The sequence below is a fragment of the Mycolicibacterium gilvum genome (genome assembly GCF_900454025.1).
GTDB classification, from domain to species: Bacteria; Actinomycetota; Actinomycetes; order Mycobacteriales; family Mycobacteriaceae; genus Mycobacterium; species Mycobacterium gilvum.
Genome location: NZ_UGQM01000001.1, coordinates 3,519,667 through 3,539,864 on the forward strand (window position 1 = coordinate 3,519,667; position 20,198 = coordinate 3,539,864).

At 69.2% G+C, this 20,198-nt stretch carries 18 protein-coding genes and 1 tRNA gene; 6 read left to right on the plus strand and 13 right to left on the minus strand.

What is annotated here, in order from left to right; translation table 11 throughout:
• The first annotated feature begins 33 nt into the window (after positions 1 to 33).
• Positions 34 to 912, plus strand: a complete 879-nt coding sequence (locus tag DYE23_RS16485) for a PAC2 family protein (protein WP_115327656.1) — start codon at positions 34 to 36, stop codon at positions 910 to 912.
• A 30-nt stretch (positions 913 to 942) separates the two neighbouring features.
• Here the strand turns inward: DYE23_RS16485 and DYE23_RS16490 are convergent, their stop codons facing one another.
• The 9 genes from DYE23_RS16490 to DYE23_RS16530 form a co-directional block, all read right to left on the minus strand.
• Positions 943 to 2,382: a DUF1254 domain-containing protein gene (locus DYE23_RS16490; RefSeq protein WP_115327657.1), complete on the minus strand. Its 1,440-nt coding sequence runs from the start codon at positions 2,380 to 2,382 to the stop codon at positions 943 to 945.
• Positions 2,382 to 3,269: an SDR family oxidoreductase gene (locus tag DYE23_RS16495; RefSeq protein WP_115327658.1), complete on the minus strand. Its 888-nt coding sequence runs from the start codon at positions 3,267 to 3,269 to the stop codon at positions 2,382 to 2,384. The genes DYE23_RS16490 and DYE23_RS16495 overlap by 1 nt, the downstream gene beginning before the upstream one ends.
• 28 nt (positions 3,270 to 3,297) lie before the next feature.
• Positions 3,298 to 4,536 (minus strand): cysteine--1-D-myo-inosityl 2-amino-2-deoxy-alpha-D-glucopyranoside ligase, encoded by a 1,239-nt coding sequence (gene mshC, locus DYE23_RS16500; RefSeq protein ID WP_115327659.1) that lies wholly within the window; start codon positions 4,534 to 4,536, stop codon positions 3,298 to 3,300.
• Between the two features lie 70 nt (positions 4,537 to 4,606).
• Positions 4,607 to 5,374 carry a 3'(2'),5'-bisphosphate nucleotidase CysQ gene (locus DYE23_RS16505; RefSeq protein WP_115327660.1) on the minus strand — a complete coding sequence of 256 codons (768 nt, stop codon included), beginning with the start codon at positions 5,372 to 5,374 and terminating at the stop codon, positions 4,607 to 4,609.
• A 17-nt stretch (positions 5,375 to 5,391) separates the two neighbouring features.
• Positions 5,392 to 6,219 carry an Rv2133c family protein gene (locus DYE23_RS16510; protein ID WP_115327661.1) on the minus strand — a complete coding sequence of 276 codons (828 nt, stop codon included), beginning with the start codon at positions 6,217 to 6,219 and terminating at the stop codon, positions 5,392 to 5,394.
• Positions 6,206 to 6,790: an Rv2134c family protein gene (locus DYE23_RS16515; RefSeq protein ID WP_011893923.1), complete on the minus strand. Its 585-nt coding sequence runs from the start codon at positions 6,788 to 6,790 to the stop codon at positions 6,206 to 6,208. Before DYE23_RS16515 ends, DYE23_RS16510 begins: the two co-directional genes overlap by 14 nt.
• 37 nt (positions 6,791 to 6,827) lie before the next feature.
• A complete protein-coding gene (locus DYE23_RS16520) occupies positions 6,828 to 7,520 on the minus strand; it encodes a histidine phosphatase family protein (protein WP_115327662.1) in 693 nt (230 codons plus the stop codon).
• Positions 7,517 to 8,347: an undecaprenyl-diphosphate phosphatase gene (locus DYE23_RS16525; RefSeq protein ID WP_115329002.1), complete on the minus strand. Its 831-nt coding sequence runs from the start codon at positions 8,345 to 8,347 to the stop codon at positions 7,517 to 7,519. Before DYE23_RS16525 ends, DYE23_RS16520 begins: the two co-directional genes overlap by 4 nt.
• A 64-nt stretch (positions 8,348 to 8,411) precedes the next feature.
• Entirely contained in the window at positions 8,412 to 8,723 is a 312-nt protein-coding gene (locus tag DYE23_RS16530) for a hypothetical protein (RefSeq protein WP_218566985.1), read from the minus strand.
• A gap of 123 nt (positions 8,724 to 8,846) precedes the next feature.
• On the opposite strand from DYE23_RS16530, the gene DYE23_RS16535 reads away from it, so the two are divergent.
• From DYE23_RS16535 to DYE23_RS16545, 3 genes are read left to right on the plus strand one after another with little or no spacing between them, the layout of a single operon-like run.
• Positions 8,847 to 9,890 carry a YncE family protein gene (locus tag DYE23_RS16535; RefSeq protein WP_218566999.1) on the plus strand — a complete coding sequence of 348 codons (1,044 nt, stop codon included), beginning with the start codon at positions 8,847 to 8,849 and terminating at the stop codon, positions 9,888 to 9,890.
• Between the two features lie 46 nt (positions 9,891 to 9,936).
• On the plus strand, positions 9,937 to 10,176 hold the full coding sequence (locus tag DYE23_RS16540; protein ID WP_115327664.1) for a DUF5703 family protein: 240 nt from the start codon (positions 9,937 to 9,939) through the stop codon (positions 10,174 to 10,176).
• A complete protein-coding gene (locus DYE23_RS16545; RefSeq protein ID WP_115327665.1) occupies positions 10,176 to 11,237 on the plus strand; it encodes a quinone-dependent dihydroorotate dehydrogenase in 1,062 nt (353 codons plus the stop codon). Before DYE23_RS16540 ends, DYE23_RS16545 begins: the two co-directional genes overlap by 1 nt.
• 11 nt (positions 11,238 to 11,248) lie before the next feature.
• On the opposite strand, the gene DYE23_RS16550 is transcribed toward DYE23_RS16545, so the two are convergent.
• Both DYE23_RS16550 and DYE23_RS16555 read right to left on the minus strand, forming a co-directional pair.
• Positions 11,249 to 11,785: a YbhB/YbcL family Raf kinase inhibitor-like protein gene (locus DYE23_RS16550; RefSeq protein ID WP_115327666.1), complete on the minus strand. Its 537-nt coding sequence runs from the start codon at positions 11,783 to 11,785 to the stop codon at positions 11,249 to 11,251.
• 26 nt (positions 11,786 to 11,811) lie between these two features.
• On the minus strand, positions 11,812 to 13,167 hold the full coding sequence (locus tag DYE23_RS16555; protein WP_115327667.1) for a M20/M25/M40 family metallo-hydrolase: 1,356 nt from the start codon (positions 13,165 to 13,167) through the stop codon (positions 11,812 to 11,814).
• 79 nt (positions 13,168 to 13,246) lie between these two features.
• On the opposite strand from DYE23_RS16555, the gene DYE23_RS16560 reads away from it, so the two are divergent.
• Both DYE23_RS16560 and DYE23_RS16565 read left to right on the plus strand, forming a co-directional pair.
• Positions 13,247 to 13,332, plus strand: a tRNA-Leu gene (locus tag DYE23_RS16560).
• 7 nt (positions 13,333 to 13,339) lie between these two features.
• The gene (locus DYE23_RS16565; protein ID WP_115327668.1) at positions 13,340 to 14,668 is read left to right on the plus strand and encodes an acyltransferase family protein; all 1,329 of its coding nucleotides are present in this window, start codon (positions 13,340 to 13,342) and stop codon (positions 14,666 to 14,668) included.
• 93 nt (positions 14,669 to 14,761) lie between these two features.
• Here DYE23_RS16565 and DYE23_RS16570 read toward each other — a convergent pair whose 3' ends face one another.
• Positions 14,762 to 18,715, minus strand: a complete 3,954-nt coding sequence (locus DYE23_RS16570; protein WP_115327669.1) for a bifunctional nitrate reductase/sulfite reductase flavoprotein subunit alpha — start codon at positions 18,713 to 18,715, stop codon at positions 14,762 to 14,764.
• 3 nt (positions 18,716 to 18,718) lie between these two features.
• Positions 18,719 to 20,173, minus strand: coding sequence for a nitrate/nitrite transporter (locus tag DYE23_RS16575; RefSeq protein ID WP_115327670.1), 1,455 nt, complete (start codon positions 20,171 to 20,173; stop codon positions 18,719 to 18,721).
• Positions 20,174 to 20,198 lie beyond the last annotated feature (25 nt).

Sequence of the window (20,198 nt, forward strand, 5' to 3'; positions counted from 1 at the left end):
TCATCTCGTGCACCCAAGGCTTACGCTGGCGTTGTGACTCCCTCGGATTTCGGCGGTCCGAAGCGATCCGACCTGCCAGACCTTCGCGACACGATCATCGTCGCGGCCTTCGAGGGCTGGAATGATGCCGGCGACGCGGCCAGCGACGCGCTCGAACACCTCGACGCGATCTGGGAAGCGGAGACGATCGTCGAGATCGACGACGAGGCGTACTACGACTACCAGGTGAACCGGCCGGTGATCCGACAGATCGACGGCGTGACGCGCGAGCTGGTGTGGCCGTCGATGCGCATCTCGCACTGCCGGCCGCCCGGCGCGGATCGCGACATCGTGCTGATGCACGGCGTGGAGCCCAACATGCGGTGGCGGACGTTCTGCGCCGAGCTGCTGACCATCGCCGACAAGCTCAACGTGCAGACCGTCGTGATCCTGGGCGCACTGCTGGCCGACACCCCGCACACCCGGCCCGTCCCGGTCTCGGGCGCGGCATACTCTGCGGACTCGGCGAAGACGTTCGGCCTCGAAGAGACCCGCTACGAGGGCCCCACGGGCATCGCCGGGGTGTTCCAGGACGCCTGCGTGCAGGCGGGTATCCCCGCGGTGACGTTCTGGGCGGCCGTCCCGCACTACGTGTCCCAGCCGCCGAACCCGAAGGCCACGGTGGCGCTGCTGCGCCGGGTGGAGGACGTCCTCGACATCGAGGTGCCCCTGGCGGACCTTCCGGCCCAGGCCGAGGAGTGGGAGCAGGCGGTCAGCGAGATGACCTCGGAGGACGACGAGATCGCGGAGTACGTGCAGTCGCTGGAGGAGCGCGGCGACGCCGAGGTCGACATGAACGAGGCACTCGGCAAGATCGACGGCGACGCGCTGGCGGCGGAGTTCGAGCGCTACCTGCGTCGCCGAGGGCGGTAGCGCCCGACAGAGCACCCCGAGGGCGGTAGCTCAGACCTTCTCGGGTGCCGGCGCCTTCCAGGTTCCGTTGAGCGCGTCGGGCTTGGGCCAGTACAGCCGCAACACCAGCGCGAACGGACCCTTCGGCGCGGGCAGCCAGTTGGATTCCTTCTCGATACCCGGTGAGGCGTTCTGCACGGTGAACGTGTAGCCGCCGTCCGGGTCGCGCACCAGGCTCGGCAGCATCGTCGAGCTGATCAGGTAGCGGTTCATCGGGTTGGCCACCAGCACACTGCCCGGCAGCTCGTACATCGTGAGCGACCAGAACGCGTTGACCGGGGGCAGCTGGCCGGGCGCGAAACGGTAGACGTAGTTGTTCGCCCCGGTCAGCGGTACGCCGGTGGAGTCGTTGAACGCGCCCGGGTAGATGGCCTCGGCCGCGGTGTTGCCGTAGATGCCGAGCACCGCACCGGCCATCCGGTAGAGGTAGTTGTCCTTGAGGTCCTCGCGGCTGCCGAAGAGCTGCGCCGAGGTCACACCACCGGTGTCGATCTCGCCCTTCTTGAACGCGTCGTACTCGGTCCAGGCGTCCGCCATCCCGGCCTCGACGGCGGAGCGCATCTCCGGGGTCAGCGCGTCTGCGTCGTAGTCGCCGTCGGGTCCGATCCCGAGAGTCGCGAAGCGGTCCCGCAGCGCCTGCTCCTGGGGCAGCACCGGCGCGAAGCGCAACGCGAAGTTCAGGATCTCGAAGAACTGGGGCGACGTCCGTTGCTGGTCGGGGGTCAGCGGCGGCACGAAATCGATCGCGGGGGCCTGCTCGGGCGAGGGCTGGTTCAGGAACACCGACAGCGGCGCCACCTGGTATCCGGCCTGCACGTCCCTGACCCCGTCGAGGTCGGACGGGCCGAGGAGCTGCGTGCGGTAGAGCACGAACGCCGTCTCTGTGTCCGACCGGATCACCTCGTCGACACCCTCGGGCTTCTCGCCCTGCCACCCCGGGCCGGCGAGCAGGTACTTTCCGCCGCCGTTACCGGTGGTGCGGCTGCCGACGTAGGCGAAGTTGTAGGTGTAGCCGTCGATGAACTGCAGCGAGTAGTAGCGGTCCTGCTGAATCGGCGGCACCGTCAGCACCAGAGGCTCGGTGCGCAGGTCCGCCCCCACGAACGAGTACGGGGTGTCCGAGTTCGGCGTCTGGATGGCCTTGTCCTCGGGCGTGTAGAGCCGAGCGGTGTTGTGAATCTGGTTCCAGCCGCCCTTGTACTCGGGGTCCTGTTTGTCGACGAAGTAGCTGTACTGCACCCGGTAGTTGTCGACCAGCGGGAAGCCGTAGATGTAGGCCTCCTTGGCGATCGCGCGGGCCTGCTCGGGGCTGACCTGCTCCGTCGTGGGCGGCGGTGTCGTCGGAGTGTCGGCCTGCTGCGACGACGAATCGGTGCTGCAGCCGACCAGCAGCAACAGTGCGGCCACCACGGCAATGAGTCGACGCGGCATCAGCGGTCCTCCAGATCTGCAGTGCGGGTGCCCATCGAGCGGCCGAGGGCGGCCACCTCTGCGTCCATCCGGGGCAGCAGATCAGGGACGAACTTCAGTACCGGTGCCTGGCCGATCGGAGTCGACAACAGGGGTTTGAGCCAGCGCACGATCCCCACCCATCCCGGACAGTTGATCTGCCGCTCGCGCTTCTCGATGCCGCTCACGAACGCCGCACCGCAGGCGTCGACCGACGTCGTCCTGTTCAGCGGGAACGGCAACCTGCTGATCATCTCGGTGAACGTGGGCAGGTCGGCCCGGGTGTCGCGGACCAGTGGGGTGTCGATCCAGGACATGTGCGCGGACCCGACGTCCACGCCGCGGTACCCGACCTCCAGGCGCAACGCGTTGGCGAAGTGTTCGACGGCCGCCTTCGTCGCGTTGTACGGGGCCAGACCCGGCGCGGCGGCGTACGCGGCGAGTGACGACACGATGAGCACGTATCCGCGCCGCTCGAGCACCGACGGCAAGGTCGCGCGCACGGTGTGGAACACGCCCAGCACGTTGACGTCCATCAGGGTCCGGAACGCCTTCGGATCGACCTGCAGCACCGATCCGTAGGACGCGATCCCCGCATTGGCCATCACGACGTCGATGCCGCCGAAGCGGTCGATCGCGCTCGCCGCGGCGGCCTCCATGGCACCGAGGTCACGGACGTCGGCGAGCACGGTGTGCACCCGTTCGGCGCCCAGACGGTCGCGCAGTGCGTTCAGCGGTGCCTCGTCGAGATCGGTCAGGACCAGGTTGGCTCCCCGGCCGTGCAGACGGCGGGCGACCTCCTCGCCGACGCCGCGGGCACCGCCGGTGATGAACACGGTCTTTCCGGTGATCGATCCGGCTGCGGCCACAGCCGAAACCTACTCCACGGCGCGTGGATTACAGGGCAACGCCGAGCAGCGCGTCGACCGCGGCGGCCACCGTCGGCCCCGCGGTGACGTCACGCCCGCCGTAGGACAACGCGTCCTCGGCCCAACCATCGAGGGCAGCAAGGGCTTTCGGAGTATCCAGATCGTCGGCGAGATAGCGCCGCACCCGCGCGACGACGTCGGTCGCATCCGGCGCGCCCTCGAGCGCGGTGGCACTGCGCCACCGGTGCAGCCGCTGCTGCGCCTCGTCGAGCACCGCGGGGCTCCAGTACCGGTCCTGACGGTAGTGACCGGCGAACAGCCCGAGCCGGATCGCGGCCGGGTCGACACCGTCCCTGCGCAACTGCGACACCAGCACCAGGTTCCCGCGGCTCTTGGACATCTTGTGCCCGTCCCAGCCGATCATCCCGGCGTGCACGTAGTGGCGGGCGAACCGCCGCTCCCCCGACACACATTCGGCGTGCGCGCTGGAGAACTCGTGGTGCGGAAAGATCAGATCGCTGCCGCCGCCCTGGATGTCGAGGACGTTGCCGATCCGGCTCATCGCGATCGCGGCGCATTCGACGTGCCAACCCGGTCGGCCCGGACCGAACGGCGACGGCCAGCTGGGCTCGTCTGGGCGTTCGGCACGCCACAGCAGCGCATCGAGCGGATCACTCTTGCCCGGCCGGTCGGGATCGCCGCCACGCTCGGCGAACAACGCCAGCATCGTCTCGCGGTCGTAGCCGGACTCGTAGCCGAACTGGACGGTCGCGCCGGCATGGAAGTAGACGTCCGGATACTGCGGGTCGTCGACGACATAGGCGGCGCCGGAGGCGAGCAGCTTCTCGACCACCTCGATCACCTCGGCGATGGCCTCGGTCGCGGCGACGTAGTCCCGGGGCGGCAGCACCCGCAGCGCAGCCATGTCCTCCCGGAACAGATCGGTCTCGCGGTCGCCGAGCTCGCGCCAGCCGATGCCGTCGCGCGCCGCGCGCTCGAAGAGCGGATCGTCGACGTCGGTGATGTTCTGCACGTAGTGCACGTCGTGACCGCCGTCGCGCCACACGCGGTTCACCAGGTCGAAGGTCAGGTAGGTCGCCGCATGACCCAGATGGGTGGCGTCGTAGGGGGTGATGCCGCAGACGTACATCGTGGCCGTGGCTCCCGGGCTCACCGGCCGTACCTGGCGGTCCGCGCTGTCGAAGAGCCGCAGCTGCGGACCCCGTCCGGGCAGCGCCGGAACGCTCGGCGCAGACCACGATTGCATAGCGTCGACTCTAGACATCGATGTGTGGGACAACGCAGACGGCCGATTCATTCCCGGCGACGTCGCGCGGTCAGCGGTGCGCCGACCAGATCACGTCCAGCAACCGCTCGGCGACCTCGGGTCGACACATCAGCAGATCCGGCAGGTACGGGTCGGGACGGTTGTAGATCAGCGGGGATCCGTCGAGGCGGGACGCGTGCAGCCCCGCGGCCCACAGCACCCCGGCCGGGGCCGCCGAGTCCCACTCCCACTGACCACCCGCGTGCAGGTAGGCGTCGACGTCTCCGCGCACCACCGCCATCGCCTTGGCGCCCGCCGAGCCGATCCGGAAGAGCTGGATGTCGAGCTGGTCGCGGATGTGCCACAGCACGGCGGGAGGCCGGTTGGAGCTCGCGGTGATCCGGATGGGACCGTCGGGGCGCGGGGGCGGCGAAGTGACGGTGTCGGTGCGGTAGACCTCGCCGCGGGCCGGCAACGCCACCGCGGCATCGGTGATCGTCGGCGCGGCGGCGCCCGACCCACGGCGCCACAGCGCGATGTGGACGGCCCAGTCGGCGCGTCCGGGCATCGAGTATTCGTAGGTCCCATCGACGGGGTCGACGATCCAGACCCGGTCGGCGTCGACCCGCGAGGGGTCGTCGACGGCTTCCTCGGACAGGATCGCGTCCCCGGGCCGCGCCGCGCGCAGCCGGTCGAGGATCAGCGTGTTGGCGCGCGAGTCGCCGGCGTCACCCAAGTCATAAGGGTCGTAGAAACCGATCTGCTCGCGCATCGCGAGCAGCAGCTCACCGGCTTCCTCGGCCACGGCGGCGGCCAGCGCTGCGTCGGTGATGCTCACCGGGTCAGTAGACCATGTCAGAACGCGGGCCACGGGATCGGCCGTCGCCGGTCGGGCGTCGGCATCACCGGATTACGCAGCAGGGCAACGACTCTGGCCCGCAGTGCGGCGACCTCGCGGGGCGTGATGTGATCGGTCAGCTCAGCGCCCAGGTCGGCGTGCAGCTTCTCCCCGAGGACCCGGACGTCGCAGAGGGTCTCATCGTCGACGGGCTTGCCCGCCCAGCCCCACAGCACGGTGCGCAGCTTGTCCTCCTCGTGCAGCGTGACACCGTGATCGACCCCGTAGACACCGCCGTCGACACCGTGCAACACGTGTCCGCCCTTGCGGTCGGCGTTGTTGATGAGCACGTCGAACACCGCGATGCGGCGCAGTCGGTCGTCGTCGGCGTGCACGAGGGTGACCTCGTCACCGGCGTAGTCGTAGGCCTGCAGGATGGGCAGGAATCCCGGCGGGATCTGCCCGGTGGGCAGCAGGTCGATCAAATCGGGACCGGTGTCGGTTTCGGCGTCGGTGTCGTCGTCGCCGGGCTGATCGACCCACCGCTGGACCATGCCCGGACCGGCAGGACCGTCACGAATGATGGTGTAGGGCACCACGTTCCAGCCGAGTGCCGCGGACACCAGATAGGACGCCCGTTCACGTCCGGCCAGTGTCCCGTCCGGGAAGTCCCACAGCGGCGCCTCGCCGCGCACCGGCTTGTAGACGCAGTGCTCGGTGAATCCGTCGAGAACGGCTTCGCACAGGAACGTCGCGTTGCTGGCCGACCGGATGCGGCCGATCACGGTCATTTCACCGTCGCGGAGGACCCTCTGGGAATCCCTCTGGGAATCAGAGCTCGTCATCGTCGGACCCGCCCAGGGCACCGCGCCGGTAACCGTTGGTTCGGACGCAGATGTGCCCCTCGGGGTCCAGTGGTTCTTCGCACAGCGGGCACGGCGGGCGGCCGGCCGAGATGACCCGGTTCGACCGGGTGGCGAACTGACGGGCCGACTCGGGGGTCAGGAACACGCGCACCGCGTCGGGTCCGTCCTCGGCATCGTCGAGCACCACGGACGCGTCGAATTCGGTCTCCGACACCGCCAGCAGCTCGACGACGACGGTCTGCGCCTCGGAATCCCAGCCCAGGCCCATCGTCCCGACCCGGAACTCGGCATCCACCGGCGTGACGAGCGGGCTGAGGTCGTCGACCTCACCGGTCTCCGGCGGTATCGGGGTGCCGAAGCGGCGATTGATCTCCAGCAGCAGCGCGGCGATCCGCTCGGCGAGGACTGCGACCTGCTGCTTCTCCAGGATCACCGAGATGACGCGCTTGTCGTGGACGGCCTGCAGATAGAAGGTCCGGTTTCCCGGCTGGCCGACGGTCCCGGCCACGAAGCGGTCGGGTGTGCGGAAGACGTGGATTTCGCGGGCCATGGCACTGTCCAAAATACCGTCAACGGTCAGGACGGCGTCACTCGGTGGATCCGCCCACCACCGCGTCACCGGTGGGGACGTCCTTGCTCTCGGGCGGCGGCGCACTCAGGGCCGGGTTCAGCGCGCCTCCGGTGTGGTTGACGTGGATCACGAAGGGCCGGAACGGCGTGTAGCGGACGACGCTCACCGAGGCGGGGTCGGCGTTGATGCGCTGAAAACTGTCGAGATGGGAGCCGAGCGCATCGGCGAGCACGGACTTGATCACGTCGCCGTGAGTGCACGCGACCCAGAGCACGTCGGCGCCGTGCTCCTCGGCCAGCCGCCGGTCGTGTTCACGCACCGCGGCCACGGCGCGGGCCTGCACCTGCGCCAGACCCTCCCCGTCGGGGAACACCGCGGCGCTGGGCTGCTGCTGAACCACCGCCCACAGCGGCTCTTTGACCAGTTCGCCGATCTTGCGCCCGGTCCAGGCGCCGTAGTCGACCTCGACGATCCGGTCGTCGACGACGGGGTCCACCCCGAGGGCGGCGGCCAGCGGCTCGACGGTGCGTTCGCACCGCAGCAGCGGAGACCGCACGATGGCCCGGATGGGCAGGCCGCCGAGGCGCTCGACCAGTCCGCTCGCCTGCTCCCGTCCGCGATCGTCGAGGTCCACCCCCTCTGACCGACCGGCCAGCGTATGGGCGGTGTTGGACGTCGACCGGCCGTGGCGGACCAACAGAACGGTCATATGGCCGCCACCACCCCGGTCGAGAGCAGCACCAGCACGACGGTACCCAGCACGATCCGGTAGCCGACGAACCAGTACATGCTGTGCCGGACCAGGAAGCGCAGGAACCACGCGACCGCCGCGTAGCCGACGACGAACGCGATCACCGTCGACACCAGCAGCTGCGGTCCGGTGGCGCTCATCCCCTCCCCGACAGGCGCGAACGCATCGGGCAGCGAGAACAGTCCCGACGCGAACACCGCCGGGATCGCCAGCAGGAACCCGAACCGGGCGGCCAGCTCGCGCTCCATCCCGAGGAACAGGCCCGCGCTGATCGTCGCGCCGGACCGTGACACCCCCGGGACCAGCGCCAGACACTGGGCGAAGCCGACGATCACGCTGTCGCGCCAGGTCAGCTGCTCGACACGCCGGGTCTGGCGGCCCATGTACTCGGCCGCGGCGATGACGAACGAGAACACGATCATCGCGGTGGCGACCAGCCAGAGATTGCGTGCGCCCGTGCGGATCTCGTCTTTGAACAGCAGACCGATCACGCTGATCGGGATCGTGCCGATGATCACCCACCACCCCAGCCAGTAGTCGGGGGTGCGCCCGCCGGAACCGAAGAGCCCGGAGAACCAGGCCTTGAGGATCCGCACGATGTCGCGGGCGAAGTAGACGAGCACGGCGGCCTCGGTACCGAGCTGGCAGACCGCGGTGAACGACGCACCGGCGTCGTCTTCGAAGAACACCCGCGACGCGATGGCGAGGTGCCCTGACGACGACACCGGCAGGAATTCGGTCAGGCCCTGCAGCACCGAGAGGACGACAACCTGCAGCCACGACATCTCAGCCACCCCGGTCACGTCGAAGACCGTACCGTGGCGCCGGGAGCGGAGCCGACCGCGGCGGTCAGCGGGCGGTGCGCGCCACCGGTTGCGCGTCCGCGACGAGGTCGCGGACGGCGGCGATCACGCTGCGCTCGTCGTTGATGTCGATATCGGTGAGTCCGCGGCCGGCCGTGGCGACGACGTCCTCGGCGTGGGGTACGGGCCCGCGCAGTCGGGGGCGGTAGACCTCCACCACCAGTTCCTGGCGTTCGACGTGAAAGGAGAATGCGCGGCCGTCGCCGACCTGCCCGAACCCGCTGGCGTGCAGGCCGGTCGTGATGTCTTCGACACGGAAACCCTGGCCGGTCACCGGTCCGTCCGCGGTCAGGGTCATGGTATGTACCATACCGCCGCCCGAGGAGGCCTGCTCCCCCGCGTCCGCGGACCCGCTGTCGTGACGTTGCATAGACTGGCTCCCCGGCTCGACTTGTCCCACCGATTCGAAGCGAGCTACCCGTTGCATCTGCACCCAAACCCGACGGGCCGTGTGGCCCGGCTGGGCGTTGCCGCGCTGACCGCGGTGGTGGTCTCCGGATGCTCGTCGAACCCGGTGGATGCGCCGCCGCCCACCATCCCCGCCGCTCAACCCGCTGATTCGCCGGCACCGGCGGCGCGCCCGGCCGGGGACGTGCGGCCGCTGGCCACCCCGGTGGCGGCCGCGGTGTTCGACACCGCGACGACGTCGCTGCTCACCCTCTCCGCGGGCCCGGTCGGCCGCTCGACGATCACCGTGTTCGGCGCATCCGGGTCGCCGCGCCCGATCGAACTGGACGCCGCCGCGACGGCAATGGTCACCGATGGCGCCGGTACGGCCTATCTCGCGCGCCGGGGCGGCTACTTCCGGCTCGACATCGCCTCCGGCGAGGTGACCGCGCAGGCGGTCGACGGCCAGGACGACGTCGATTTCACCGCGATCACCCGGCGGGCCGACGGCAGGCTGGTGCTGGGGAGCGCCGACGGCGCAGTGTCCACCCTGTCGTCGGACACCGAGGTCGGCGCCCGGCTGAAGATCTTCGCGCGGGTCGACGCGCTCGCTGCCCAGGGCGACACCGCCGTGGTGCTGGACCGGGGGCAGACGTCGGTGACGACGCTGAATACCGACGGCACCGGGGCTGCGCACGCGCTGCGTGCCGGAGAGGGCGCGACGAGCATCGCCGCCGACGGCGCGGGCCGGATCCTGGTCACCGACACCCGGGGCGGCGAGCTGCTGGTGTACGGCGTCGACCCGCTGATCCTGCGACAGCGCTACCCCGTGCCGGACGCACCGTACGGACTGGCGGTCTCGGCGGACCCACAGGGCCTTGCCTGGGTCGCGCAGACCGCGAACAACACCGTGGTCGGTTACGACCTGGCGACCGGCATCCCCGTCGAGAAGGTGCGGTATCCGACCGTGCAGCAACCCAACTCGCTGGCCTACGACGACTCGTCCGACACGTTGTACGTGGCGTCGGGCTCGGGGGCCGGTGTCCAGGTGATCACGGCCGCAGGCGGCCAGAAGTGACCGGCGACGCGGGCGGCCGACGGTGAGCCCGGGACCGCGGGGCCGGATGCCGGCGGCATGGAGCGAGGTGGTCGCCGAGGAGTCGGCGGACTACGAGTGGATCCCGCTGCGCCTGCCGCCCGATGTCACCCGCGTGACCGCGTCGATCAGACTCTCGATCGAGGCCGAGTACCGCGGTTGGGAGCTCAACCGCGTGCGGCTCTACACCGACGGCTCGCGACGGGTTCTGTTGCGCCGCAAGAAGCGGGCCGACGGCCCGCCCGGACCTGATCAGCCGGGTCTGTGATGTACGCGGCCCTGCGCAAGGCGCTGTTCCTCGTCCCGCCCGAACGTATCCACGGTCTGGTGTTCGCCGGACTGCGCGCGGCGACGACACCGGTCCCGCTGCGCCGGAATCTGTCGCGACGCCTCGCCCCGCACGATCCGGTGCTGGCCAGCACCGTGTTCGGGGTGCGGTTCCCGGGCCCGCTGGGGCTGGCCGCCGGCTTCGACAAGGACGGCCTCGGCGTACACACCTGGGGCGCACTGGGATTCGGGTACGCCGAGCTCGGAACCGTGACGGCGCAGGCGCAGCCGGGCAACCCGCCGCCACGGATGTTCCGGCTGCCCGCCGACCGCGCGCTGCTCAACCGCATGGGCTTCAACAACCACGGGTCCGCCGCGCTGGCGCGCCGGCTCACCGGCAGTTCGTCGGACGTGCCGGTCGGGGTGAACATCGGCAAGACGAAGGTGACCGAGCCGCAGGACGCGCCCGCCGACTACGCCGAGAGCGCCCGCCTGCTCGGGTCGCTGGCGTCCTATCTCGTGGTGAACGTCAGCTCGCCGAACACCCCTGGTCTGCGCGACCTTCAGTCGGTGGAGTCGCTGCGTCCGATCCTGTCGGCGGTGCTGGCCGAGACGTCGACCCCGGTGCTGGTGAAGATCGCACCCGACCTCGCCGACCCCGACATCGACGACATCGCCGATCTGGCAGTCGAATTGGGCCTTGCCGGAATCGTGGCCACCAACACCACGATCTCGCGTGACGGCCTGAAGACCCCCGGGGTGGCCGATCTCGGCGCCGGGGGCGTCTCGGGTCCGCCGGTGGCCCGCCGCGCGCTGGAGGTGTTGCGTCGCCTGTACGCGCGCGTCGGCGACAAGCTGGTGCTCATCAGTGTCGGCGGCATCGAGACTCCCGACGACGCGTGGGAGCGGATCACCGCGGGCGCCTCGCTGCTGCAGGGGTACACCGGGTTCGTCTACGGCGGCGGCCTGTGGGCCCGGTCGATCAACGACGGCGTCGCCGCCCGCCTCCACGAGAACGGTTTCGCGAGTCTCGCAGAGGCGGTCGGGTCGGCTACCCGCTAGCGATTTCGGAGTCAGTTCTGTTCGTACGTGCCGGTGATCAGCGCACGTGCGATCGCGTGGCCGAACAGGTTGAAGCCGAGGTACGCCGGGGTCGCGTCGGCGGGCACGTCGAGCTTCTCGACGTCGACCGCGTGCACCGCGACGATGTAACGGTGCGGGCCGTGACCGGCCGGAGGGGCGGCGCCGATGAACCGCTTCAGGCCCGCATCGTTGGCCAAAGTGACTGCGTCACCGGGGAATCCGCTGGCACTGCCGTCGCCGACGCCGGCGGGCAGCTCGGTGACCGTCGCCGGCAGGTTGAAGACCGCCCAGTGCCAGAAACCCGATCCCGTCGGCGCGTCGGGGTCGTAGACCGTCACCGCGAAGCTGCGGGTCTCCTCGGGGAAGCCCGACCAGCTCAGCTGGGGTGAGATGTCGGAGCCGCCCGCGCCCATGATGCCGCTGACCTGGTCGTTGCCCCAGGCCCCGCCGTCTTCGAACGACTGCGACGTCACGGTGAAAGTCGGCAACTTCGGGAGGAACGAGTACGGGTCGTAGTCAAAAGCCATGGGGCGAGATCCTTTCGGTTGGATTACTACGAGTGCAGCAGGAAGTGCTCGAGCACCTGCGCGCCGAACGTCAACGCATCGACAGGTACCCGTTCGTCGACGCCGTGGAACAGGGCGGCGAAGTCCAGGTCGGGCGGCAGCCGCAGCGGGGCGAAGCCGAAGCACCGAATCCCCAAGCGGGCGAAGTGCTTTGCGTCGGTTCCACCCGAGAGCATGTACGGCACGGTGCGGGCGTCCGGGTCGTTGGCCAGGATCGCGTTGTTCATCGCGTCGAGCAGCTCCCCGTCGAACGGGGTCTCATAGGACGGCAGGTTGGTGATCCATTCGCGTTTCACGTCGGGGCCTATCAGCTCGTCGACCTCGCGCTCGAAGTCGGCGAGCCGACCCGGCAGCACCCGGCAGTCGATCACGGACTCCGCCGTCGCCGGGATCACGTTGGCCTTGTAGCCGGCCTTGAGCATCGTCGGGTTCGCCGTGTCGCGCAGCGTCGCGCCGACGATCCGGGCGATCCCGCCGAGCTTGGCGACCGTGCCCTCGATGTCGGGCGAGGCGGGGTCGAACGCGTACCCGGTCTCCTCGCCGACCGCGGTCAGGAACTGTTCGACCGACTCGGTCAGCACGATCGGGAAGCGGTGCCTGCCGAGCCTCGCGACGGCCTCGGCGACCGCGGTGACGGCGTTGTCGTCGTGCACCATCGACCCGTGCCCCGCACGCGCACGCGCGGTCAGCCGCATCCACAGCATCGCCTTCTCGGCGGTCTCGACGAGGTAGAGCCGCTTTTCTCCACCGTCGGGGCGGGGCACCGTCAACGAGAAACCCCCGACCTCCCCGACGGCCTCGGTGACACCCTCGAACAGGTCGGGGCGGTGCTCGACGAGCCATTTGCATCCGTAGTTGCCGCCGGCCTCCTCGTCGGAGACGAACGCGAACACCAGGTCGCGCGGCGGCACGATCCCCGAGCGTTTGAAGTGCCGGGCGACCGCCAGGATCATCCCGACCATGTCCTTCATGTCGACGGCGCCGCGTCCCCACACATAGCCGTCCTCGATCGCGCCGGAGAACGGGTGCACGCTCCAGTCCGAAGCCTCGGCGGGGACCACGTCGAGATGGCCGTGCAGCATCAGCGCGCCGCGGGACCGGTCGGCGCCCTCCAGGCGGGCGAACACGTTGGCCCGGCCGGGCGCGCCCGCCTCGATGTACTCGCAGACGTAGCCGACCTCGGCGAGCTGGTCGGCGACCCAGCGGGCGCACTCCGCCTCGCCCATGGTCGTCGCAGGGTCACCGGTGTTGGAGGTGTCGAACCGGATCAGCGTGCTGACGAGGTCGACGACCTCGTCACTTGGGGTCAACCCGCCGCTACGCCCGCCTGCATCACCAGTCACAGTCCCTTTGTAACACTGCTCGGGTCGCCTGGTTTGGGCCCGGGGCGGCTCATCCGTTAGCCTTAGGCGCTCACATCGGGTCCGAGTGGCGGAATGGCAGACGCGCTAGCTTGAGGTGCTAGTGCCCTATTAACGGGCGTGGGGGTTCAAGTCCCCCCTCGGACACTCCAGAATGGCATCGATGAACACGACAGGTGCCTCCTCGCGCGAGATCGCGCTCGATCTGTACCGGTCCGCCGCGGTGATGATCGTCGTCATCGGCCATTGGCTGCTGTCGGTGATGACCTACGACGACGGCGAGTTCGGCCGCGACAATCCCCTCGTCCTGTTGCCGTGGACGCAGTGGCTCACCTGGGGCTTCCAGGTGGTCCCGGTGTTCTTCGCGGTCGCCGGTTTCGCGAGCGCGGTTTCCTGGGGCCGCCGGGACACCTCGGCGTCGCGCCAGGAGTGGGTCCGCCGACGCGTGGCCCGCACACTGGGCCCCACCGCCGTCTACGCGGTTTTCGTGCTCACCGTGATGGGTGTGCTCACGCTGGTCGGCATCGACGGGTCGGTGCTCGCGCTCGGCGGCTGGGCGGTGGCCATGCACCTGTGGTTCCTGGCCGTGTACCTGATGGTCGTCGCGCTGACCCCCATCGCCGTGGCCGCGCATCGCCGCTGGGGTCTTGCGGTACCGGCCGTGCTCGCGGTCTGCCTCGTCCTCGTCGACGTGATCGGCATCGCCACCGGGTATCAGGAGATCCGGACCGCGAACTACTTCTTCTGCTGGGCGGCCATCTATCAGCTCGGAATAGCCTGGCACGACGGGCTTCTCGGCCGTCGGTTGCTCATCGCGGTCGCGGTGACCGGCGCCGCCGCACTGCCCCTGCTCGTGACGTGGGGTCCGTACCCGGTCGCGATGATCGGTGTGCCGGGGGTGCGCGTGGAGAACTCGGCGCCGCCGTCGGTGGCGCTGCTGACCCTGGCCATGGTGCAGATCGGGGTGCTGTTCGCCCTGGTGCCGGTGCTGAACCGGGCACTGTCCCGCGGCAGGTGGCCGCGGCTGATCGGGATCGCCAACGACAACGTGATGGCGCTCTACCTCTGGCACATGATGCCCGTGATCGTGGTGACCGTCATCGCGTATCCGGCCGGGCTGCTGCCGCAGCCGCCGTTGGGCTCGGGCGCCTGGTGGCTGGCCCGGCTGGAATGGGAGCTCGTGCTGGCGGTGGTCACGGCGGCGCTGTTGTGCCTGTTGTTCTGGCAGCGGCGGTTCTTCGCGGCATCGGCACCGACGTTCGGCGTTCCGATTCCCCCTGGTTTGGCCGAGGCCATGCTCTACGTCGGGACCGCCGCCTGCGCGCTTGCGCTCAGTCTGTTGTCCGCGAACGGTTTCGCGCCCGACGGGCACTTCCCGGTGATACCGGTCGCGTTGTTCGTCACCGGCACGTTGCTGGTCGGCGCGCGGCCGCGGGTCACGGCGCGGACACCACCAGTTCGCCGCGATCAGACACACACGTGAGCGGCACACCCACACGCCGCGAGCGTGCGCAAAGTCGCAATTCTGCGCGGCGTGTCGGCCGCGGACACGCACGCTCGCGGAGTTAACGGAGGGCTAGTACACGTCGCGCACGTAGCGCTTCTCGGCGACCATCTCACGCTTGTACTCGCGGGCGGCATCCGAGCTCATCCTGGCGTGGGTGCGCAGGATCTCGGTGAGCGCGTCGTCGACGTCCTTCGCCATCCGGGTGGCGTCCCCACACACGTAGAAGTGCGCGCCGTCGTCGAGCCAGCGCCACACGTCTGCGCCGTAGTCGAGCATCTTGTGCTGGACGTAGATCCGTTGCCGCTGATCGCGGGAGAACGCGAGGTCCAGCCGGTTGAGGAAGCCGTCGTCGACCATGTCGAGCAGATCGTCTCGGTAGTAGAAGTTCTGATCGCGGTGCCGGCCGCCGAAGAACAGCCAGTTCGGGCCGCGGTGGCCGAGCGCGCGGCGCTCCTGCAGGAATCCGCGGAACGGTGCGATACCGGTTCCGGGGCCGACCATGATCATCGGGGTGTGCGGATCCTCGGGCGGCCGGAAGTGCGGGGACCGCTGCAGGAACACCCGCACCGGGGTGCCGTCGGGCAGGTCGGCCAGATACGTCGAGGCCACCCCGCCGCGCGCGGTGCCGTCGGCGCCGCGGTAGCGCACCACCGAGACCGTCAACTGCACCTCGTGCGGACTCACCAGTGGACTCGACGAGATCGAGTACTGGCGCGGCGTCAGGCGCACCAGCACCTCCTGCCACAACGCCGGGTCGGCGCGGATGCCGAACTCGCGGACCAGATCCAGACCGTTGCGGTCGACCAACCACGTGTCGAGCGCGCCACGGTCGTTGCGAAGACGCTTGGCGGTGGCGGCGTCGGGGCAGTGCTCGGCGACGAACGTGACCAGGTTCGACGTGACCTTGCAGACGTCGTAGTGCCGGGTGAGCGCCTCGCGCAACGAGATCTGTCGCCCGTCGACGATCACGGCCTCGGCGCCGTGGAAACCGGTTGCAGAAAGCCAACTCTCGACCACGGCGTCCGAGTTGACCACCCAGACGCCCAGGGAGTCACCGACCGAGTAAGCGAGATCCTGCCCGCTGATGTCGAACCCGAACTGGCGCACGTCTTTGCCGGCACCGTCCGGAGTCAGCCTGACGTTGCGGCACAGGGGCGCCTGCGCGGGATTGCCCCGGGTGAACGGCGCGGGAGCCGCCGGGACCGCGGGCTGCGTCGGTGCCGGCGTGACCGGGGTCGACATCAGGCCGACGACGGAGTCGGCCCAGGCCGCCATCGGCTGCTCGTCGTAGGCCTCGCAGTCGGCCCGGTCCAACATCCGGGTCGCGCCCAGGTCGGCCAGTCGGGTGTCGAGGGACTTCGCATGGCCGCAGAAGTTGTCGTAGGACCGGTCGCCGATGCCGAGCACGGTGTAGCGCACCCCGTCCAGGGCCGGGGCGTCGGCCGATTCGAGACGCTCCCAGAACGCCGTGCCGTTGTCGGGGGGCCCGCCGTCGCCGAAGGTGCTCGTGACGATCACCACCTCACCGGCATCGGAGAGCTCGCTCAGGTCGGTGTCGTCCATCGCGCGCAGGCGCGCTCCCGCGAGGCGCTCCCCCAGGCTGCCGGCGAACTCCTCGGCGGTGCCGGTCTGCGACGCCCACAGCACCAGCGGCCCGCCCCGCGGCGATGCGGACGGCGCCGCGGTCTCCAGACGCGAGTAGCGCCCGGCGAGCAGCCCGTCGACCCACAGCCGGGCACGCGCGCCGACCGGGGCGCCGGCCGGCAGCACAGGGACTCCGGGCCGTCCCTCGTCGACACCGGCGAGAAAACCTGCGATGTAGAGCTTTTCGTCATCGGTCAGATCGGGTGCTCCGTCGGCGGCGGGAACCGGCGTCAGCCGCACCGCACACACCTTGAACTCGGGCTGCAACGAGTCCGGGTCGACGGCGTCGTTGGTCAGCGCGTTGATCGTCAGGTTCTCGCCGTGTTCGTCGTTCCAGTGAAACGGCGCCCAGGTGTTGCCGGGCCTGACACGCTCGGTGAGGACAGCGGGAAGCACCGCGCGGCCGCGGCGTGTGCGCAACTCCAGGTCCTGACCGTCGGTGATTCCGAGGGCCGCAGCGTCGCTCGGGTGTATTTCGACGAACGGCGCGGGGTTGAGTTTGGTGAGCTTGGCGACCCTGCCGGTCTTGGTCATGGTGTGCCACTGGTGCTGCAGACGGCCGGTGTTGAGGATGAACGGATAGTCGTCGTCAGGCAGCTCCGCGGCGTCGAGGTGCGGACGCGGATGGAACACCGCCCGCCGCGACGGCGTCGCGAACGCCAACCGGGGAATGTGGCCGTCGTCATCGACGTGCAGGTCCTGCGACACCCCGTCGTTGAGGTACCGGATCGGGTTGCGGTCGGGGGCGTCCTCCGACGGGCACGGCCATTGCACGGGGGTGGCCCGCAACCGCTCGTAGGTGACGCCGCGCAGGTCGTATCCCGTTCGCGGGTTGTGGAATCGGCGGATCTCGTCGAAGATCTCCTCGCTCGACTTGTGGTCGAACGCGTCGCCGAACCCGAGGTGACGCGCGACGCCGCAGATCAGTTCCCAGTCCGGCCTGGCGTCACCGGCGGCAGGGACCGACTGCGCGAGCAGAGTGAGGGTCCGGTCGGAGTTGACCATCACCGCATCGGCTTCGGCCCACAGGGTGGCCGGCAGCATGATGTCGGCGTAGCGATTGGTGGCGGTGTCGACGTAGGCATCCTGGGTGATGACCAGCTCGGCCGACTGCAGACCGGTGATCACGGTATCCCGATTCGCCACGCTGGCAACAGGGTTGGTGCAGATGATCCACACCGCCTTGATGTCGCCGCCGGCGATCCTCCGGAACATCTCCACCGTCCCAGGGCCCACCTCGGTGCGGACCGTGCCGGGTTCGAGGTCCCACTGGGTCTCGACGAACGACCGGTCCTCTGCCGAGAGCACGGCACGCTGCCCGGGCAGTCCCGGTCCCATGTAACCCATCTCGCGGCCGCCCATCGCGTTGGGCTGGCCGGTCAGTGACATCGGCCCGGCGCCCGGTCGGCAGATCGCGCCGGTGGCCAGGTGCAGATTGCAGATCGCGTTGGTGTTCCAGGTGCCGTGCGTGCTCTGATTGAGGCCCATCGTCCAGCAGCTGATCCAGTCCCCCGCCTCGGCGATCATCGCTGCGGCCGAGCGGATGTCGGCTTCGGCCAGACCGGTGATCTCGGCGACGCGGCTGGGCGGATAGTCGGCCAGGAACGCCGGCATCGCCTCCCAGCCCTCGGTGTGCTCGGCGATGAACGCCTCGTCGATGGCCCCGTCCTGCACGAGGACGCGCAGTATCCCGTTGAGCAGCGCCAGATCCGTTCCCGGCCGGATGGGGAGATAGAGGTCGGCCTTGTCCGCGGTGGCGGTTCGGCGCGGGTCGACGACGATGAGCCTGGCGCCGGCCTTGAGCCTGTCCGCCATCCGTAGGTACAGGATGGGATGGCAGTCGGCCATGTTCGACCCGATCACGAAAAACAGGTTCGTGCAGTCGAAATCGGTGTAGGACCCCGGCGGTCCGTCCGAGCCCAGCGACTGCTTGTAACCGGTGCCGGCGCTGGCCATGCACAGCCTCGAGTTCGATTCGATGTGCACGGTGCGCAGGAAACCCTTGGCCAGCTTGGTAGCCAGATACTGCGCCTCGATCGACATCTGGCCTGACACGTAGAGCGCGACCGCGTCGGGACCGTGCTCGTCGACGATCGCTCTCAACCTCGAACCGGCTTCCGCCACCGCGTCGTCGACGTCCAGCGCGACGGGGTCGGCGTCGCGCGATGGACGCACCAGCGCCGTCGTCAGACGGCCGTCGGTGGCCGCCATCATCTCGGCGTGGGTGGCGCCTTTGGTGCACAGCCGTCCGAAGTTGGTCGGGTGCAGCTTGTCTCCGGATACCCGGGCGATGACCGGAACACCCGAGGCGGGGTCGGTGCGGGTCTCGACCGAGATCCCGCACCCGACCCCGCAATACGAACAGGCGGTTCGGGTCACGTGCTAGCCGACGGGGACCGGGGCCGAGGTGCGCCCGATGTGCTCACCGCTGTGGGCGCGGTGCTCCTGCAGGCGCAGGAACACGAACCACGTCACGAACGCACACACCACGTAGAAGGCGAGGAAGACCCAGAACGCCGCTGTCGCCGATTTCGCGTCGCCGACGTAGGACGCGCGCAGCACCACGTTGATGAACACTCCGCCGAGTGCGCCGACGGCTCCGGCGAATCCGATCAACGCGCCCGACATCGCTCGCGACCACGCGGCCTTGCCCTCCTTGTCGAGGTCGTCGCGGCCCTGCGCCTTGGCCTCGAAGATCGACGGGATCATCTTGTAGGTGGACCCGTTACCCAAACCGGACAGGATGAACAGAAGGATGAAACCCGCGACGTAACCGATCATCTGGGCGCTGGTGGGGGCTCCGGCCGCGGCGTCGTCCATCACGCCCGTCGCCACCAGGACGCCGGCGGCGAAGATCATCGCGACGAACACGTAGAGGGTGATCCTGCCGCCACCGACCCGGTCGGCGAGCTTTCCGCCGAACGGGCGTGAGATGGAGCCGAGAAGCGGCCCCAGGAAGGCGATCTGGGCGGCGTGCAGTGACGCCTGCGCGGGGGTGTCCCCGCCGGCGAGGTAGTTGATCTGCAGCACCTGGCCGAAGGCGAACGAGAACCCGATGAACGAGCCGAAGGTGCCGATGTACAGGAAACTCATCACCCACGAGTGCTTGAACCGCATCGCCTCGACGAGTGCGCCGAAGTTCGACTTCTGGTTGCGCAGGTTGTCCATGAACAGCGCCGCGCCCACCGCCGCGCCACTGATCGCGACAAGGTAGATGGCACAGACGATCTCGGGTCGCGTGTTGCCGACCGCGGCGATCACCATCAGTCCGATCAGCTGGATCACCGGAACTCCGATGTTGCCGCCCCCGGCGTTGAGCCCCAGCGCCCAGCCCTTGAGCCGCTGCGGGTAGAACGCGTTGATGTTGGTCATCGACGACGCGAAGTTCCCGCCGCCCAGACCCGCGAACGCGGCGATCACCATGTAGGTGGTGTAGGACGCCGGGTTCTTCATGTAGTAGTACGCCAGCACCGTCGGGATGAGCAGCAGCAGGGCGCTGACGATCGTCCAGTTGCGGCCACCGAAGCGGGCCGGGGCGATGGTGTACGGGATACGCATGAAGGCGCCGACCAGCGTCGGCACCGCCACCAGGTAGAACTTGCCCGCCGCGTCGATGCCGTAGACGTCCTGCGGCATGAACAGCACCATCACCGACCAGATCGACCACACCGAGAAACCGACGTGCTCGGCCACGATCGACCAGATCAGGTTGCGTTTCGCGATCGCTTTGCCCGGCACCTTGCCGCCTGTGCCTTCCCAGGCAGCCACATCCTCGGGATCCCAGGTGTCGATATCGCGCGTTCGTTTCGCCATGGCCCCAGTGAAAGCCCAGGTCATTCCCGGTCGATTGCACGTCGATGAC

What these genes read in the sequence shown, in the direction of transcription:
- DYE23_RS16490 (WP_115327657.1), bottom strand. Translation starts at nt 2,382, where the DNA reads ATGCCGCGTCGACTCATTGCCGTGGTGGCCGCACTGTTGCTGCTGGTC.
- mshC (WP_115327659.1), bottom strand. Translation starts at nt 4,536, where the DNA reads ATGCAATCGTGGTCTGCGCCGAGCGTTCCGGCGCTGCCCGGACGGGGT.
- DYE23_RS16510 (WP_115327661.1), bottom strand. Translation starts at nt 6,219, where the DNA reads ATGACGAGCTCTGATTCCCAGAGGGATTCCCAGAGGGTCCTCCGCGAC.
- DYE23_RS16515 (WP_011893923.1), bottom strand. Translation starts at nt 6,790, where the DNA reads ATGGCCCGCGAAATCCACGTCTTCCGCACACCCGACCGCTTCGTGGCC.
- DYE23_RS16520 (WP_115327662.1), bottom strand. Translation starts at nt 7,520, where the DNA reads ATGACCGTTCTGTTGGTCCGCCACGGCCGGTCGACGTCCAACACCGCC.
- DYE23_RS16525 (WP_115329002.1), bottom strand. Translation starts at nt 8,347, where the DNA reads ATGTCGTGGCTGCAGGTTGTCGTCCTCTCGGTGCTGCAGGGCCTGACC.
- DYE23_RS16530 (WP_218566985.1), bottom strand. Translation starts at nt 8,723, where the DNA reads ATGACCCTGACCGCGGACGGACCGGTGACCGGCCAGGGTTTCCGTGTC.
- DYE23_RS16540 (WP_115327664.1), top strand. Translation starts at nt 9,937, where the DNA reads ATGCCGGCGGCATGGAGCGAGGTGGTCGCCGAGGAGTCGGCGGACTAC.
- DYE23_RS16545 (WP_115327665.1), top strand. Translation starts at nt 10,176, where the DNA reads ATGTACGCGGCCCTGCGCAAGGCGCTGTTCCTCGTCCCGCCCGAACGT.
- DYE23_RS16550 (WP_115327666.1), bottom strand. Translation starts at nt 11,785, where the DNA reads ATGGCTTTTGACTACGACCCGTACTCGTTCCTCCCGAAGTTGCCGACT.
- DYE23_RS16565 (WP_115327668.1), top strand. Translation starts at nt 13,340, where the DNA reads ATGGCATCGATGAACACGACAGGTGCCTCCTCGCGCGAGATCGCGCTC.
- DYE23_RS16575 (WP_115327670.1), bottom strand. Translation starts at nt 20,173, where the DNA reads ATGACCTGGGCTTTCACTGGGGCCATGGCGAAACGAACGCGCGATATC.